The sequence below is a fragment of the Pseudomonas cremoricolorata DSM 17059 = NBRC 16634 genome (assembly GCF_000425745.1).
GTDB classification, from domain to species: domain Bacteria; phylum Pseudomonadota; class Gammaproteobacteria; order Pseudomonadales; family Pseudomonadaceae; genus Aquipseudomonas; species Aquipseudomonas cremoricolorata.
Window position 1 is genome coordinate 122,602 of record NZ_AUEA01000006.1, and the last position, 14,429, is coordinate 137,030.

13 protein-coding genes are annotated in these 14,429 nt (G+C 66.6%); 8 read left to right on the plus strand and 5 right to left on the minus strand.

From position 1 onward, the window contains the following. Position 1: 1 nt before the first annotated feature. Positions 2-1,429, plus strand: a complete 1,428-nt coding sequence (locus tag H618_RS0107260) for an efflux transporter outer membrane subunit (protein ID WP_028694440.1) — start codon at positions 2-4, stop codon at positions 1,427-1,429. Positions 1,430-1,435: 6 nt separating this feature from the next. On the opposite strand, the gene pvdP is transcribed toward H618_RS0107260, so the two are convergent. After that, entirely contained in the window at positions 1,436-3,064 is a 1,629-nt protein-coding gene (gene pvdP, locus H618_RS0107265) for a pyoverdine maturation tyrosinase PvdP (RefSeq protein WP_028694441.1), read from the minus strand. A gap of 167 nt (positions 3,065-3,231) precedes the next feature. On the opposite strand from pvdP, the gene pvdM reads away from it, so the two are divergent. The 4 genes from pvdM to H618_RS0107285 all read left to right on the plus strand — a co-directional run bounded on the left by pvdM (position 3,232) and on the right by H618_RS0107285 (position 7,915). After that, positions 3,232-4,581: a pyoverdine-tailoring dipeptidase-like protein PvdM gene (pvdM, locus tag H618_RS0107270; RefSeq protein ID WP_028694442.1), complete on the plus strand. Its 1,350-nt coding sequence runs from the start codon at positions 3,232-3,234 to the stop codon at positions 4,579-4,581. Between the two features lie 7 nt (positions 4,582-4,588). Next, positions 4,589-5,872: a pyoverdine-tailoring periplasmic protein PvdN gene (gene pvdN, locus H618_RS0107275; RefSeq protein ID WP_028694443.1), complete on the plus strand. Its 1,284-nt coding sequence runs from the start codon at positions 4,589-4,591 to the stop codon at positions 5,870-5,872. 58 nt (positions 5,873-5,930) lie between these two features. Next, positions 5,931-6,896 carry an alpha/beta hydrolase gene (locus H618_RS0107280; protein WP_028694444.1) on the plus strand — a complete coding sequence of 322 codons (966 nt, stop codon included), beginning with the start codon at positions 5,931-5,933 and terminating at the stop codon, positions 6,894-6,896. A gap of 62 nt (positions 6,897-6,958) precedes the next feature. Further along, positions 6,959-7,915: a siderophore-interacting protein gene (locus H618_RS0107285; RefSeq protein WP_028694445.1), complete on the plus strand. Its 957-nt coding sequence runs from the start codon at positions 6,959-6,961 to the stop codon at positions 7,913-7,915. Positions 7,916-7,985: 70 nt separating this feature from the next. Here the strand turns inward: H618_RS0107285 and H618_RS0107290 are convergent, their stop codons facing one another. From H618_RS0107290 to uraH, 4 genes are all read right to left on the minus strand, one after another. After that, entirely contained in the window at positions 7,986-9,383 is a 1,398-nt protein-coding gene (locus tag H618_RS0107290) for an aspartate aminotransferase family protein (protein WP_028694446.1), read from the minus strand. Between the two features lie 132 nt (positions 9,384-9,515). Further along, positions 9,516-10,841: an ATP-binding protein gene (locus H618_RS0107295; protein WP_028694447.1), complete on the minus strand. Its 1,326-nt coding sequence runs from the start codon at positions 10,839-10,841 to the stop codon at positions 9,516-9,518. Continuing rightward, positions 10,838-11,500: a response regulator gene (locus H618_RS0107300; protein ID WP_028694448.1), complete on the minus strand. Its 663-nt coding sequence runs from the start codon at positions 11,498-11,500 to the stop codon at positions 10,838-10,840. Before H618_RS0107300 ends, H618_RS0107295 begins: the two co-directional genes overlap by 4 nt. 174 nt (positions 11,501-11,674) lie before the next feature. Beyond that, positions 11,675-12,028 (minus strand): hydroxyisourate hydrolase, encoded by a 354-nt coding sequence (gene uraH, locus H618_RS0107305; RefSeq protein ID WP_028694449.1) that lies wholly within the window; start codon positions 12,026-12,028, stop codon positions 11,675-11,677. 344 nt (positions 12,029-12,372) lie between these two features. Between uraH and puuE the strand changes: the two genes are divergently transcribed. From puuE to H618_RS0107320, 3 genes are all read left to right on the plus strand, one after another. Then, entirely contained in the window at positions 12,373-13,287 is a 915-nt protein-coding gene (gene puuE, locus H618_RS0107310) for an allantoinase PuuE (RefSeq protein ID WP_028694450.1), read from the plus strand. A gap of 22 nt (positions 13,288-13,309) precedes the next feature. Continuing rightward, positions 13,310-13,825 carry a 2-oxo-4-hydroxy-4-carboxy-5-ureidoimidazoline decarboxylase gene (gene uraD / locus H618_RS0107315; protein WP_028694451.1) on the plus strand — a complete coding sequence of 172 codons (516 nt, stop codon included), beginning with the start codon at positions 13,310-13,312 and terminating at the stop codon, positions 13,823-13,825. Between the two features lie 87 nt (positions 13,826-13,912). Next, entirely contained in the window at positions 13,913-14,413 is a 501-nt protein-coding gene (locus H618_RS0107320; protein WP_028694452.1) for an ureidoglycolate lyase, read from the plus strand. The last annotated feature ends 16 nt before the right edge of the window (positions 14,414-14,429 follow it).

Here is a 14,429-nt window from a genome sequence, read left to right on the forward strand (position 1 = left end):
CATGACCCTGCCCAGCCGTATCAGCCTGTTGACCCTGAGCCTGTGCCTGGCGGCCTGCAGCACGCCGCCCGCCCCCGATGCCGGCATCCAGGCGCCTGCCCAGTGGCAGAGCGGCGAACCCCAGGCCAGCCAGGCCTGGCCCGACGCACAGTGGTGGCAGGCCTTCGCCAGTCCGACCCTGGATGCGTTGATCGAACGCGCGCGGCGCAACAGCCACGACCTCGCCGCCGCCACCGCGCGGGTGCGCCAGGCCCAGGCGCAGGCGGTAATCGCAGGCGCCGCGCAGTTGCCCGACCTGCAAGGCCGGCTCGATGCCGGCCGCCAGCACCTGTTGCACGGGCGTGGTTACGATGGCCTGGATGTCGGCGAAAGCTACCGCACCAGCACGCGCTTCGACGCGGTGCTGAGCACCCGTTACGAAGTGGACTTCTGGGGTGGCGTACGGGCGGCGCGCGACAGCGCCCAGCGCAGCCTGCAAGCCAGCCGCTTCGAGCGCCAGACCGTCGAACTGACCTTGCTCGGCGCCGTGGCCGACAGCTATCTGCGCGACCTGAGCCTGGCTGAACAGCTACGCATCGCCAGGCTCAACCTGGACAACGCCGGCGACGTGCTGCGGGTGGTGCGCAGCCGCCAGGACTCAGGCGCCGCCAGCCGCCTCGAACTGGCTCAGCAGCAAGGCCTGCGCGCCGCCCAGCAGCGTCAGCTCGAGCTGCTCGAACAGCAGCGCCAGGACAACCGCGTGACCCTCGCCACCCTGCTCGGCGAACCGGTGCAGAGCCTGCCCGCCACGCAGGAAACCTTCGCTGCGCTGCGCTGGCCGAGCATCGCCCGCGGCGTGCCCAGTGAGCTGCTCAGCCGCCGTCCGGACATCGCTGCCGCCGAAGCGCGGCTGGCCGCAGCCCAGGCCGATGTGCAGGTGGCGCGGGCTGCGATGCTGCCCAAACTACTGCTCGGCGCCGACCTGGGCAGCGGCGCACGCACCTTGCCAGCGGTACTGAAGAGCCCGTTCTATACCCTCACTGCCGGCCTGGCGGCGCCGATCTTCGACCATGGCCGGCTGCGCGGCGAACGCGACAAGGCCCGCGCGCGTCAGCAGGAACTGCTGGAGGACTACCGCAAAGGCATCATCGATGGCTTCGGCGACGTCGAGAAAGCACTCAACGCGATTGCCGGGATCGACCGTCAACGGCAGTGGCAAGACCAGGAGGTGGCGCAGGCGCAACTGGCCTTCGACCTCGCCCAGCAACGCTACACGGCAGGCGCTGAAACCTTGCTGGTGGTGCTGGAGGCGCAGCGCACGCTGTTCGCCGCCCAGGACCAACAAGCGCGCCTGCGCCTCGAACGCCTGCAAGGCAGCGTGGCGTTGTACAAGGCCCTCGGCGGTGGTTGGCAGGTGGCGCAAGTTGGCGGCGAAACGCCCGAGGGCTGAGCGCCGTTAAAAGTCCATCCCCGCCACCGACAGATGCCGCGCATACCACGGCCGCTTGGGCACGCGCCGCACCAGCCCGGCGATGCCGTCATCTTCATTGGCGAAGATGATGCGCAGCGCAAGCTTCATGGTCTCGACGTCCATTTCCACCGACTTGCCCGGCCGCACCCCCGGCACGCTGCTGCAGCCGTGGGTGTCCGGGCCCAGCCATGGGTCAGCCACTTCGACCCAGCGGCCCGGGGCGAACCATGCCACGTCGTTGACCACCAGCCGCCGCACCTGACCGGGATGGAAGCGCTCGTGAGCGGCGAACCAGTCGTCGATCCGGTCGTCGATCCAGCCGTGGAAGCGCCAGAACACCGGGTGTACGTGGGAGGAAAACGGGTCGCCGAGAAAGTCGTTCTCGGCGCTGAACCAGCGCGGTGCGAAGTCATCCTGGCTGCGCCCATAGGGCACCGGCACGCCATTGGACGGATCGCGCGGCACGGCCGCCCAGCGCATGTGCAGCCAGTCGTGCAGCCCCAACTCCATCTCCGAGCCAAGCTGGCCCAGGGTCAGCCCGGCCAGATAGCGCGGGTCGCGGTATTGCGATTCCCACAGGGCGAAGTTGGCGTGGAAGGTTTCTTCGCGCTTGATGCCGCTGACCCACTCCGTGTAAGTCTCGTCCTCGTCGGCCAGCCAGGTCGGCGGCAGCGCGTTGCCATCCTGGTTGTCGAAGTAGCGGGCAAAGCCCAGGCGGTCGCGCTCGAGCGGCGGCTGCGGCAGGGGGAAATGCTGCCAGGCAGGCAACGGCTGCAAGGCGCGGGCGCTGGCCAGCATGTGCCGGTGCATGAAGAAGAAGTCCACGCCCGAGCCATTGCGGTCCTTGTGCCGGCCACGGGCGTCGCGTTCGCGGCTGCGCGGCCCTGGCTGCCAGCCCAGGCCGCGCAGGGCCTCGCGTTTGTCTTCAGGCAGCTTGTGCCACTGGTCGCGGCTGGCGTGCCAGAGCTGGTGGAACAGCCTGTGTTCAGGCGAAATCAGCCAGTCGAGCAACACTGGCTCCAGTCCGGTGCGCAGGCGTGCCTCGGGAAACAGCTGCTTGATGGCGACGAAGCGGTTGTCCTGCTCGGCCAGGGCCAGCGGGCGTTGCAGGTCGAGCAACTGGCCGCTGAAGGTGTCGCTGCCGGCGTTGCCGAACTGATCCCAGACCTCGTCGATCTTGATCGCCAGCTCCCAGCGCGGCGCGCTGGTGTTGGCCGGCACCAGGCGCCAGTACAGCAGGCCGGCATCGTCGCGGCGCAGGTCTCCGATCAGTTGGTAGGCCGGCGCCGGCTCGTCGCGCAGGCGCTCTGGGGTGTCGAGGCAGCCGCGGATGCCGCGGCCGCGGGCGGCGATGTCGATGAACAGTTGCAGCGGCTGCTCGGGCACGCCGGGCAAGCCGGCGTCCTGACCGAACAGGCGCAGGTCCCAGATACCGCGCAAACGGTTGGCCAGGTGTTGTTCGGCAACGTCAGTCAGATCCACGGTGGCTTCGCCGGGGGTCTCCGGTTCCTCGTCGTCCGGCCTGGTCAGTTCGCGGTGGCCGTAGTAGCTCGCCGGCACGGCAGCGCCCAGCAGCGCCGCAGCGGCCATGAAGCCGCGTCGAGAAATCGTCATTACCCCACCTGTGTTCGCCATGAAGCAGGCGCCATCCCAGCAAGAACGTACGCTGGGCCGGCAAATTTAGCGGGCCGGCCACCCGCCGCCCGGTAAATTTGCCCGCGCCATGCTCGTCCTCCCCTGATAGCCCAGGCCCCGCATCCGTGACCCGTATCGAGATGGCAATGACAAGATCGCGCAGCAACAAGACCCTGTATTTCGGCCTGCCCCTGGCGCTGTTGCTTGGGGTAGGTGGTTATGTCGCCTGGCGTTTGCTCGACCCGGCCCCGGCCTACCCGGCCAAAGTGGTGCGCCAGGCCAATGAACTGCAGGAGCGGCTGATTTCGTTCGACAGCCATATCACCTTGCCGCTGAGCTTCGGCACCGAGGAGCGTGAGGCGGATAAATCCGGACCCGGTCAGTTCGACCTGGCCAAGGCCGCGCAGGGCCGCTTGTCGGGCGCGGCGCTGACCATTTTCGGCTGGCCGGAAATCTGGAACGGCGCCGACGCACCGCATCGCCCCACCCCAGGCTTCGTCGAGGAAGCACGCAATCAGCAGGAAGTGCGCTACAAGGCCATCACCGGCATGGTCCGCGACTTCCCGCAGCAGGTCGGCATCGCCTATAGCCCCGACGACATGCGGCGCCTGCACGGTGAGGGCAAGTTCGCGATTTTCATCAGCATGCTCAACGCCTATCCCCTGGGCCACGACCTCGACCGCCTCGACCAGTGGGCGGCGCGCGGCATGCGCATGTTCGGCTTCAACTACATCGGCAACAACGACTGGTCCGATTCCTCACGCCCGCTGCCGTTTCTCAACGACTCGCCTGACGCCCTGGGCGGGCTCTCGGACCTGGGCAAGCACGCGGTAGCACGGCTCAACGATCTGGGGGTGATCATCGATGTGTCGCACATGTCGACGCCTGCGCTGGAGCAGGTTGCGGCCTTGAGCCGGGCGCCGATCGTCGCCTCGCACTCGGTGCCGCGGGCCTTCGTCGACATTCCGCGCAACCTCAGCGACAAGGAAATGCGCCTGATCCGCGACAGTGGCGGTGTGGTGCAGATCGTGGCGTTTTCCGCCTACCTCAAGCCGATGACGCAGAAGACCCAGGACAAACTCAATGCCCTGCGCAGCCAGTTCGACCTGCCGCCACTGCCCAACCAAGCCATGGCGCTGATGCCGGGCGACCCGGTGATCGCCGCCTGGAGCGAACAGAAATTCGGCAGCTACGCCAGCCAGTTCTACGCCCTGCTCGAAGAAGAACCCAAGGCCAGCCTCAAGGAGTTCGGCGACGCCATCGACTACGCCGTGCGCAAGATCGGTATCGACCACGTCGGCATCGCCTCGGACTTCAACGAAGGCGGCGGCATCGATGGCTGGAACGATGTCAGCGAGTCGCGCAACGTCACCGCCGAACTGCTGCAGCGCGGCTACTCCGAAGCCGATATCGGCAAGCTCTGGGGCGGCAATTTCCTGCGCACCTGGGCCCAGGTACAACACGCTGGTAAATCCCCCTCGCCCTCCGTGCAGTGACCCAACCATGAGCGACCGTCGTACCTTCCTCAAACAGGCGGGCCTGCTCGCCGTGGCGCTGCCGCTTGGCGCGAGCCTCGAAGGCTGCGCGCATGCAGCTCCCCTGGCCAGCAGCAGCGCGAGCAAATGGACGCAGTTGCAAGGGCTGTTCGACCTCGACCCGGACTACCTGCACTTCGCCAATTTCCTCATCACCTCGCACCCGCGCCCGGTGCGTGAGGCCATCGCCCGCCACCGCGCCTGGCTCGACCGCAACCCGGCGCTGGCGATGGACTGGGACCGCCAGGAAACCTGGCGGCACGAGGCGCAGGTGCGCGAGTGGGCCGGGCGCTACCTCAACGCCCGGCCGGGGCAGATCGCCCTGACCGGCAGCACCACCGAGGGTCTGGCGATGATCTACGGCGGCGTTCAGGTGCGGCCGGATCAGGAAATCCTCACCACCCGCCATGAGCACTACTCGACTTACTACAGCCTGGCCTTTCGCAGCGAGCGCCAAGGCACCCAGGTGCGCAAGATCAGCCTGTTCGACGACCCTGCCCAGGTGTCGGTGGAGCAGATTCTCGACACCATCGACCGCGCCATCGCCCCAAATACCCGCGTACTGGGCATGACCTGGGTGCATTCGAGCAGTGGCGTGAAACTGCCGGTGGAGCAGATCGGCGCGCTGGTGGCGCGGCACAACCAAAACCGCAGCGAGGCCGAGCGCATTCTCTACGTGATCGACGGCGTGCATGGCTTTGGCGTCGAAGACCTGGATTTTGCGCGCATGAACTGCGACTTCTTCATCGCCGGCACCCACAAATGGCTGTTCGGCCCACGCGGCACCGGGCTGATCTGCGCGCGCAGCGAAACCGTGGAACATCTCACGCCGATGATTCCGACGTTCTCTGAAGACGAGAATTTCGCCACCCGTTTCACCCCCGGCGGCTACCACGCCTTCGAGCACCGCTGGGCGCTGGATGAGGCCTTCAAACTGCACCTGCAACTGGGCAAGGCCCAGGTGCAGGCGCGCATCCACCAGCTCAACGGCTATCTGCGCGAGCAATTGCTCAGCCGACGCGATATCGAACTAGTGACGCCGCGCAGCCCGGCGTTGTCGTCGGGCTTCACCTTCTTCCGGGCCAAGGGCCGTGACTGCGATCAAGTGGCCGCAGCGCTGCTCGCGCGCAAGGTCAACGTCGATGCCGTGGCGCGCGACGTTGGCCCGGTGATTCGCACCGCCCCTGGCCTGCTCAATGATGAGGCGCAGATCGATCGACTGATGGCGCAGCTGTCGGCCGTGCTGGCCTGAACCCGTTCTCGCTGCGCACGGCTTGCCTGCGTGCAGCGTTTGCCAAGAGGAACCCGCTATGCCGCTGGACCCTGACCTGGAAGGTTTTCTGGAACTGGCCGAACTCGGCCGCATGACCGGCAAGAGCCAGCCGATGCACCACCTGAGCGTGAGCCAGGCGCGTGAGGAGTTCGAGCGCAGCTCGCAGATTCTCGACCCCTCGCCCCCCGCTGCGCTGGAGGTGGTGGTGCACAGCCTCGACACGCGCGACGGCGCTTGCATCGAGGCGCGGCTGTACCGCGCTGCGGGCACAGGGGAACGTGCGCTGCCGTGCATCCTGTATTTGCATGGCGGCGGCTATGTGGTCGGCAGTCTCGATTCGCACGACTCGATCTGCCGGCGTCTGGCCGCAGACGGTGAATTCGCCGTGCTGGCCCCGGCCTACCGGCTGGCCCCCGAGCAACGCTTCCCGGTGGCCGTGAACGACGCCCAGGACAGCGCCGAGTGGCTGCATGCGCATGCCGAATCGCTCGGCCTCGACCCGCAGCGGCTGATCGTCGCCGGCGACAGCGCCGGGGCGACCCTGGCTACAGTACTGGCGATCAGCGCAGCGTGCGCACCCCAGGCGCAGGGTTTCGCACCCTGCGCACAATTGCTGTTCTACCCGGTCGCCGACGTGGCGCAGACCCGCCCCTCGCACCAGCGCTTCGATGAGGGGTATCTGCTGGAAAGCGACACCCTCGAGTGGTTCTACCAGCACTACCTGGGCGAGCCGGCGCAGCGCCATGACTGGCGGGTCTCGCCGCTGCGCGCCGAAAGCCTACCCGTGCTGGCGCCGGCCTACCTGAGCCTGGCCGAGTACGACCCGCTGCATGACGAGGGTCTGGCCTACGCTGAGCACCTGCGCGCCAGCGGCACGCCGCTCACCCTGGTTACCCAGCACGGGCTGACCCATGACTTCCTGCGCATGTCCGGCATCACTGGGCAGGTCGAGGGCATCTATCGTACGGTTGGCGAGTGGTTGCGTGCGCAGCTCAATTCCTAGCCGATAAATCGACCTGTGCGGCGCTCGTTCCTTCAGGGAACCCGCCGTACAGGAACCCTGCCATGTCCTCCGCTTCCGCCAGCGCCCAGGCCGACCGCGCCGAGCCCTCCCCCGCAGCGCAACCGCCCAGCGGCTATCGCCTGTTCGACCTCAGGGTCAAGCGCCGCCTGCACATCACCCCATCGCTGCTGCGCCTGGTGTTCACCGGCGCCGACGTGGCGCAGATGAACACCCTGGCCCCCGATCAGCGGGTGAAGTTGCTGTTCCCTGCCGCCGATGGCTCGCTACCGGCCTTCGACAACCGCGTGCACTGGAACGACGCGCGACGCCAGCTACCGCTCGCCCAGCGCCCACCGATGCGCACCTACACCATTCGCGCCCTGCGCCGCGACGCAGCGGAAGTGGATGTCGATTTCGTGCTGCACGGCATCAACGGCCCGGCCTCGGCCTGGGCGACCCATGCCGCAGAGGGCGACCGGGTGCAGATGGTCGCGCCCAACCTGGCCTTTGCCGGCGACCCCGGTGGCTACGAATGGAAGCCACCGCAGGGCCTGCAACGGCTGCTGCTGGTAGGCGATGAAACCGCCTTGCCGGCCATCGCCGGGATTCTCCAACAACTGGCCGAACAGGCCAGCCAGGCCCATGTGCAAGCGTTCATCGAGGTGCCATTGCTGGCCGACTGCCTGGACCTGCCGCAGCCGATCCACACCGAACTGCACTGGCTGGCCCGCGAGCGAACAGCCAGCGCACATGGCCAGGCCATGCTCGATGCCGTGCGCGAACAGGCCTGGCTACCGCGCGCAGCGGCTGCGGCGTCTGGCGAACTGGATGAGCTGAATATCGACGAAGAGATTCTCTGGGAGCAGGCCAGCGGCGAGGGCGAGGAGTTTCACGCCTGGATCGCCGGCGAGTCGTCGACGGTGATGACCCTGCGCCGCTGGCTGATTCAGGAACGCGGCCTCGACCGCCAGAACCTCAGCCTGATGGGCTACTGGCGCGCCGGGCGCAGCCTCGATTAAGCACATCTCCGAGCCGTACACGCAAAAGCCGCGAACAGCCGTAAAGCTGCTCGCGGCTTTTGCCTCGCGCTCAGGCGGCCAGCGCGGCGCGCACGGCCTGGGCGAAACGCTCGGCCACTTCGTCGATCTGCTCGGCGCTGATGATCAGCGGTGGCAAGAAGCGCACCACCGCACCATGCCGGCCGCCCAACTCGACGATCAGCCCGCGACGCAGGCATTCACGCTGCACCTTGGGCGCCAGCTGGCGGCAGGCCGGCGGGTGACCTTGGGCATCCGCCACACCTGCCGGATCGACTAGCTCGACACCCAGCATCAGGCCGCGCCCACGGATATCGCCCAGTTGCGGGTAGTCGCGCTGCAACTGGCGCAGATGCCCGCAGAGGCGCTCGCCCATGGCTGCGGCGTGGCTGGCCAGGTCGTGCTCGAGCAGGTAATCGATGACCGCAGAGCCGGCGGCCATGGCCATCTGGTTGCCGCGGAAAGTGCCGGCATGGGCGCCCGGCCCCCACTGGTCGAGCCATTCGCGGTAGACCACCACCGCCAGCGGGAGGCTGCCGCCGATGGCCTTGGACAGCGTCACCACGTCGGGAACGATGCCGGCATGCTCGAAGGCGAACAGCTTGCCGGTGCGGGCGAAGCCGCTCTGGATTTCGTCGACGATCAGCGCCACGCCATGCTGCTCGGTGATACGCCGCAGACCGCGCAGCCACTCGACATCGGCCGGAATCATGCCGCCCTCGCCCTGCACCGCCTCGACGATCACTGCTGCAGGCAACTGCACGCCCGATTCAGGATCGTTGAACAGGTTCTCCAGGTAATGCAGGTTGGCCCGCACTCCGGCAGCGCCGCCCAGGCCGAACGGGCAGCGGTAGTCGTAGGGAAAGGGCAGGAACTGCACGTTGTTGTTGAGCAGCGCGCCCAGCGCTTTCTTCGGCCCCAGGCTGCCCATCAGGCTCAGCGCGCCCTGGGACATGCCGTGATAGGCGCCGTGGAAGGCCAGCACGTTACTGCGCCCGGTAGCGATACGTGCAAGCTTCAAGGCCGCCTCCACGGCATCGGTGCCGGTCGGGCCGCAGAACTGCACCTTGGCTTCGCGGCGTAGTGCTTCGGGCAGCACGCCGAACAGGTCCTGGACGAAACGGTCCTTGACCGGAGTGGTGAGGTCGAGGGTGTGCAGCGGCAGCTCGTCGGCCAGCACGCGCTGAATCGCCTCGATCACCACCGGATGGTTGTGCCCCAGGGCGAGGGTGCCGGCACCGGCCAGGCAGTCGATGAACTGCCGCCCCTCGACGTCTTCCACGTAGATGCCGCGGGCGCGCTTGAGCGCCAGGGGAATACGCCGTGGATAGCTGCGGGCGTTGGATTCCTGTTGCTGCTGACGCAGCAGCAACGGGGAGTCGCTGAATTCGTACAAGGGCAGCGGCGCAGAAGCCGGCAGCACCTGGGCAAGGCTGGAAGCGCTAGACATCGAAGAATCCTCGCAAGCATGCGTCAGTGGTCCGCCCAGCTCTGTTACCGGATATGTGCGGGGCAATGCTTGGAGAACGCTTCGCCCAAGGGCGGATTTAGCGCTACGCAACAGATTTTTACCGGGCGCCGCTCACGCTTCGATGCGCGCGGGCACTTGCAGGCACACGCGCAGGCCGTCGGCCTGGTTGTCGAAGCGCAGTTGCCCGGCGCAGCGCTGGGCGATGGCCTCGACGATGGCAAGACCCAGGCCGCAGCCGGCACTTTGGCTATGCCGCCAGAAGCGCTCGGTGAGGTGCTGCAGGTCGGCATTGGCGATGCCAGGGCCGTGATCGCGCACCACGAAGCCTACCTCGCCCTCGCTCATCTGCACCTCCAGCTCCACCGGCGCCTGTTGCCCGCCGTGGCGCAGGGCGTTGTCCAGCAGGTTGCGCAAGGCGGTGACGGCGAGCGGGCCGGGCATGCTCAGGTAGGTTCGCGTGGCGGCCTCGGGCAGGTGCAAGACGATGCGCCGGTTGTCGCCGCCGCCGGCGTCATGAATGGCCTGGCGCGCCACCTGCTCGGCGCTGCACTGCACGCCGTCGTCGAACGACAGGCTGCCCTCGACACGGGCCAGCATCAGCAGTTGTTCGAGGGTGCGGTGCAGCCGGTCGGCGCCCTGCTCGGCATGTTCCAGAGCTTGCTCGCGCACCGCGCCGTCGGTCATGCGCGCCACTTGCAGGTGGGTCTTGATCACCGTCAGCGGGCTGCGCAGTTCATGGGCGGCATCGTCGGTGAGGCGGCGTTCGCGCTCCAGGGTCTGGGCGATGCGCAGGAACAGCTGGTTCTGGGTATCGAGCAGCGGCTGCAATTCGCTGGGCAAGCCGGCCACCTGCAACGGCTCGACGCTGTCGGCGCGGCGCCGACGCAGGGCATCGCGCATGCGGTTGAGCGGCTCAAGGCCCTTGCCCAGACCGATCCACAGCAGCCCCAGACTACCGAGCAGGGCCATCAGGACCGGCGCCGAGGCCACCAGCAGGATCGAGCGATTGAGCGCTTCGCGCTCCTGATGGCGATCGGCGGTGGTGATGCGTACATCGCCGTGGCTGAAGGTGAACGTGCGCCAGGACGCGCCGTCGATAAGTTGGTCGTTGAAGCCGTTGCCCTGATCATCGAGGCTGGCGTCGTGCTGGTGGTTGCTGGCAAGGATTTCCCCGCGCAGCGAGGTGACCTGGCAGGCCATGCCATCCGGCACGCTGAGCTGGTCGGCGGAGATGCGCGCGTCCTGGCCTTTGGCGCTCAGCGGCTGCGGCAGTTGGTCGATCAGCCCGGCGACCATGCGCGCCGAGGCCACCAGGCGCTGATCTAGGGAGAACATCATCTGCTGGCGCAGGTCGCAGAGCATCCACGCCGCCGCCAGCGCCCAGATGAATACGAAGGCGCTGCCCAGAATCAGCGACAGGCGAACGCGCAGGCTCATGACGCTGGCCCCAGGCGATAGCCCAGCCCGCGCACGGTCTCGACGATGCCTGCGCCGAGTTTGCGCCGCAGGTGGTGGATGTGCACGTTGAGCGCGTTGCTCTCGACTTCATCGGTGAAACCGTACACGCAATCCTTGAGCTGCTCGCTCGACAGCACCCGGCCGGGGTTCTGCAACAGCGCCTGCAACAGCGCCTGTTCGCGCCGGGACAGGTCGACGGTCTGGCCGTGCAACCAGGCTTCGCAGCTGCTCGGGTCGTACCGCAGGGCGCCGTGCTCGATGGTGTTGACCGCGCGCCCAGCGGCGCGGCGCAGCAGGCTGTGCAGGCGCGCGGCCAGCTCGCGCAGATCGAAAGGTTTGAGCAGGTAGTCGTCGGCACCGGCCTGCAGGCCATCGACTCGGTCGCTGACGGCATCGCGCGCGGTCAGCACCAGCACCGGCAGCGCCTCGCCCTGCTGGCGCAGGCGCTGCAACAGCTTCAGGCCATCTTCATCGGGCAGGCCGAGGTCGAGGATCATCACATCGAACTGCGCGGTGTGCAGCAACTGCCGGGCCGCCGAGGCGGTGGCCACGCGGTCGACGGTCAGGCCCTGGGCGGTAAGCCCGGCACAGATGCCACTGGCGATAAGGTCGTCGTCCTCGCAGAGCAGTACGTGCATGGCGGCGGTTCCTGGAGAAAGTGCGGCATTGCAGCGGATGGGGATTAAGCCAGGATTATGCGCCCTCGCGCCGGCATTTGCCCCCGCCTGCGCGTGCCTCAGCGCTATCGAGGCGAAAAAAAGCCCGCCAGTGTGAGAGCGGGCAAGAACCTTCGATGCGCATTGCGGCGGCGATCAGCTGCCGCGATAGGTGGAATAGCTGTACGGGGAAATCAGCAGCGGCACGTGGTAGTGATCCTGCGCGGCATCGATGCCAAAGCGCAGCACCACCACGTCGAGAAAGGCCGGCTCGGGCAGCGCCACACCGCGTGCGCGGTAGTAGTCGCCGGCGGCGAACTGCAACTGGTAGACCCCGGAGCGATACTCATCACCTTGCAACAGCGGCGTGTCGAGACGCCCATCGGCGTTGGTCAGGGCACTGCCGAGCAGCTCCAGACGCTGGCCGTCGACGCGGTATAGCTCGACGCGAATGGCGCTGCCGGGGCAGCCGTGGGCGGCATCCAGTACGTGGGTAGTCAAACGTCCCATAGGGCGGGTGGCCTCTTGATCGGAGTGGACAGGGGAAGCGCAATGGCGCTCATTAAGGCAGCACGACGCAGGATTGTACACAACTTTCTAGCCTCTCAAGCCAGCGTGTCTCGAGCCTTACACGCCAACTGCAAAGCCACGACATGCGCACTGCCTATAGACAATAGCTGACCGATCAGGCAAGTTTGTCGGCACGCTCCTGCGGACGACCGAAGGGCGCCTTTAGCGAAAATCGGGCTTACAAGGAAACCATGATCTTGTATACAATCAGCGCCACACACGGTGCGACATCCCGACGCGGGTCCGCCTATTCTCTGCACTAACGCACAAGAAGGAAGATTGCAGTGAGCGCCAACTACCCTCGCGACCTGATCGGCTACGGCAACACCCCTCCTCACCCGCAGTGGCCGGGCAACGCCCGCATCGCCCTGTCGTTCGTGCTCAATTACGAGGAAGGCGGTGAGCGCAACATTCTTCACGGCGACAAGGAATCGGAAGCGTTCCTGTCGGAAATGGTCGCTGCCCAGCCGTTGCAGGGCCAGCGCAACCAGAGCATGGAATCGCTGTACGAGTACGGCAGCCGGGCCGGGGTCTGGCGCCTGCTCAAGCTGTTCAAGGACACCGGTGTGCCGCTGACCATCTTCGCCGTGGCCATGGCCGCCCAGCGCCATCCCGACGTGATCCGCGCCATGGTCGAAGCCGGTCACGAGATCTGCAGCCACGGCTACCGCTGGATCGACTACCAGAACATGGACGAGGCCCAGGAACGCGAGCACATGCTCGAAGCCATCCGCATCCTCACCGAGCTGAGCGGCGAGCGCCCGCTGGGCTGGTACACCGGCCGCACCAGCCCCAACACCCGGCGCCTGGTGATGGAAGAAGGCGGCTTTCTCTACGACAGCGACACCTACGACGATGACCTGCCCTACTGGGAACGCAACAACCCCACCGACAAGCCGCACCTGGTGATTCCCTACACCCTCGACACCAACGACATGCGCTTCACCCAGGTGCAAGGCTTCAACTGTGGCGAGCAGTTCTTCCAGTACCTCAAGGACGCCTTCGATGTGCTCTACGAAGAAGGCGCCGAAGCACCGAAGATGCTCTCCATCGGCCTGCACTGTCGCCTGGTCGGCCGTCCGGCGCGCCTGGCCGCCCTCAAGCGCTTCGTCGAATACGCGAAAAGCCACGAGCAGGTGTGGTTCGCCCGCCGCGTCGACATCGCCCGCCACTGGCACGCCACGCACCCCTACAAATGAACCCTGACGACGAGACCTGCCGATGACCGCCTTCCGCACCCTGACCCCGTCCTCCCTCGACCGCGACGCCTTCATCGCCGCCTTCGCCGACATCTACGAGCATTCGCCGTGGGTCGCCGAGCGCGCCTTCGATCAAGGGCAGTCGAGTGAACTGGATCAGGTCGAGGGTCTGCACCAGCGCATGAGCGCGGTGCTGCAGGCGGCCAGCCATGCCGAGCAACTGGCGTTGATCAACGCCCACCCGGATCTGGCGGGCAAGGCCGCGGTACGCGGCGAGCTGACCGAGTCGAGCACTGCCGAACAGGCCGGTGCCGGCATCCACCAGTGCACCCCGGAAGAGTTCGCCCGCTTCACTGCGCTCAACCACGCCTACAAGGCACGCTTCGCGTTTCCGTTCATCATGGCGGTGCGCGGCAGTGACCGGCAGCAGATTCTCGCCGCCTTCGAAACGCGCCTGCATAACGACGCAGACAGCGAGTTTCGCGAAGCCCTGAAACAGATCGACCGTATCGCCCTGCTGCGGCTTTCGCAGCTGTAACCCGTGCAACATCGGCCGCCAGGTGCGTGAAGCGTCCGCGCTGGCTGCCGCCCTTTCGACTCCCCTTTCGATAAAGAGAACAAGACCATGCGCACCCTGATGATCGAGCCCCTGAGCAAAGAAGCCTTCGCCCCTTTCGGTGACGTGATCGAAACCGACGGCAGCGACCACTTCATGATCAACAACGGCTCGACCATGCGCTTCCACAAGCTCGCCACGGTCGACACCGCCGAGCCTGAAGACAGGGCGATCATCAGCATCTTCCGCGCCGAGGCGCTGGACATGCCGCTGACCATTCGCATGCTCGAACGTCATCCGCTGGGCAGCCAGGCGTTCATTCCGCTGCTCGGCAACCCCTTTCTGATCGTGGTCGCGCCACTTGGCGATGCACCTGTATCGGGTCTGGTCCGTGCCTTCCTCAGCAATGGCAGGCAGGGCGTCAATTACCATCGCGGCGTCTGGCACCACCCGGTGCTGACGATCGAAAAGCGGGATGACTTCCTGGTGGTTGATCGCAGTGGTGCTGGCAACAACTGCGATGAGCATTACTTCACCGAGGAGCAATTGATGATCCTCAGTCCCCACTAATAAGAAAGGGCCGGTC

Bases quoted from the DNA above. Each gene is read 5' to 3' on its own strand.
- H618_RS0107260 (WP_028694440.1), top strand. From the start codon at position 2: ATGACCCTGCCCAGCCGTATCAGCCTGTTGACCCTGAGCCTGTGCCTG.
- pvdP (WP_028694441.1), bottom strand. From the start codon at position 3,064: ATGACGATTTCTCGACGCGGCTTCATGGCCGCTGCGGCGCTGCTGGGC.
- pvdM (WP_028694442.1), top strand. From the start codon at position 3,232: ATGACAAGATCGCGCAGCAACAAGACCCTGTATTTCGGCCTGCCCCTG.
- pvdN (WP_028694443.1), top strand. From the start codon at position 4,589: ATGAGCGACCGTCGTACCTTCCTCAAACAGGCGGGCCTGCTCGCCGTG.
- H618_RS0107280 (WP_028694444.1), top strand. From the start codon at position 5,931: ATGCCGCTGGACCCTGACCTGGAAGGTTTTCTGGAACTGGCCGAACTC.
- H618_RS0107285 (WP_028694445.1), top strand. From the start codon at position 6,959: ATGTCCTCCGCTTCCGCCAGCGCCCAGGCCGACCGCGCCGAGCCCTCC.
- H618_RS0107290 (WP_028694446.1), bottom strand. From the start codon at position 9,383: ATGTCTAGCGCTTCCAGCCTTGCCCAGGTGCTGCCGGCTTCTGCGCCG.
- H618_RS0107295 (WP_028694447.1), bottom strand. From the start codon at position 10,841: ATGAGCCTGCGCGTTCGCCTGTCGCTGATTCTGGGCAGCGCCTTCGTA.
- H618_RS0107300 (WP_028694448.1), bottom strand. From the start codon at position 11,500: ATGCACGTACTGCTCTGCGAGGACGACGACCTTATCGCCAGTGGCATC.
- uraH (WP_028694449.1), bottom strand. From the start codon at position 12,028: ATGGGACGTTTGACTACCCACGTACTGGATGCCGCCCACGGCTGCCCC.
- uraD (WP_028694451.1), top strand. From the start codon at position 13,310: ATGACCGCCTTCCGCACCCTGACCCCGTCCTCCCTCGACCGCGACGCC.
- H618_RS0107320 (WP_028694452.1), top strand. From the start codon at position 13,913: ATGCGCACCCTGATGATCGAGCCCCTGAGCAAAGAAGCCTTCGCCCCT.